The sequence below is a fragment of the Bacillus sp. EE-W1 genome (assembly GCF_009760835.1).
Classification (GTDB): domain Bacteria; phylum Bacillota; class Bacilli; order Bacillales; family Bacillaceae_G; genus Bacillus_A; species Bacillus_A wiedmannii.
This window is the reverse complement of sequence record NZ_WIPE01000065.1, coordinates 1-1057: the sequence shown is the minus strand read 5'-3', so window position 1 is coordinate 1057 and position 1057 is coordinate 1. Positions and strand designations below refer to the sequence as shown.

Here is a 1057-nt window from a genome sequence, read left to right as displayed (position 1 = left end):
AATAAATAAAGTGAATTGTATTTCGTTCTGTTTTTAAAAAGTTAAAATTCCTTTATTTTTATATAAAGGTTTTACATCGGAGTTTTAAATATTTTGGAAATAGATCAAAATAAAAGGAGCTCATATAAAAGGGGAATGTCCTATGACAACATATACAAGTGAATTGAGAAAAAGTTTAGTTTCAGAAGAAGATGTAGATATTTTGAAAATTATGGCGCATCCAATCCGCTTACAAATTGTAAATGAATTAAGTACGAGAAAAACGTGTAATGTAACACAATTAACAGAATTACTGAATATTCCACAATCGACAGTTTCACAACATTTATCAAAAATGAAGGGTAAAGTGTTACGAGCTGAGCGAAAAGGTTTAGAAATTTATTATCATATTCATAATTTAAAAGCGAGTAAGATTGTAAGTGTTTTAGGATATATAAACTAATGAAGTATTTTCATATAAAATAGCCCCTGCTGGTGAGAAGGGGCTATTTTGTGTTGCTTTATGTATTTGCATTTGAAATTTTATAGTTTTTATGATTTACAATGGTTCGATCAAATTCAAAAGTACACCGCTTACTACAATCATATCCCATAATAATAGTTCCTCCTTTTTAGATAAGGGGGGATTAGAGCTCATTTCATGGACTATAACGGGTTCACTTTACCTTGTGTTTTTAAGGATGAATTGAGCGGAGCTCTGTAAAAATAGAAAAAACATCTTAATGCGCATTTATCTAAAATTTTTTTGTGTCATTAGCCCTTTTTACTACATAGCTTATTATAAATTGTTTTAGGGAGGGGTATAAGTAATGCCATATACTTTAAATGATATTTGTATCGATGTGTGTCTTATAGTTACGTTTACTCCGAGTGGTGAGGTAGAATCAATTGTAAGTGGTGGAGAAGAGTGTGGATCTAGTCCTAGTATAGTGATTAATTCTGATGGCTCAATTACTATTACATTACCATTAGTAGCCTGTTTATCCCTCGTATTAAATAACGACTTAAGTGTTGGGACATCATTAACAAGCTTGTCTTTTAAAACTTCTTAAGTGAG

Annotated in this window: 2 protein-coding genes and 1 pseudogene; 2 read left to right on the top strand and 1 reads right to left on the bottom strand. The window is 30.6% G+C overall.

Annotated elements, in window-relative coordinates:
• The first annotated feature begins 142 nt into the window (after positions 1 to 142).
• Entirely contained in the window at positions 143 to 442 is a 300-nt protein-coding gene (locus GFJ36_RS16280; RefSeq protein WP_060487300.1) for an ArsR/SmtB family transcription factor, read from the top strand.
• A 58-nt stretch (positions 443 to 500) separates the two neighbouring features.
• On the opposite strand, the pseudogene GFJ36_RS16275 reads toward GFJ36_RS16280, so the two are convergent.
• Positions 501 to 566 (bottom strand): annotated as a pseudogene (locus GFJ36_RS16275) (DUF2187 family protein); the annotation flags it as partial.
• A gap of 243 nt (positions 567 to 809) precedes the next feature.
• Between GFJ36_RS16275 and GFJ36_RS16270 the strand changes: the two are divergent.
• Positions 810 to 1052, top strand: a complete 243-nt coding sequence (locus GFJ36_RS16270; RefSeq protein WP_098082779.1) for a hypothetical protein — start codon at positions 810 to 812, stop codon at positions 1050 to 1052.
• Positions 1053 to 1057 lie beyond the last annotated feature (5 nt).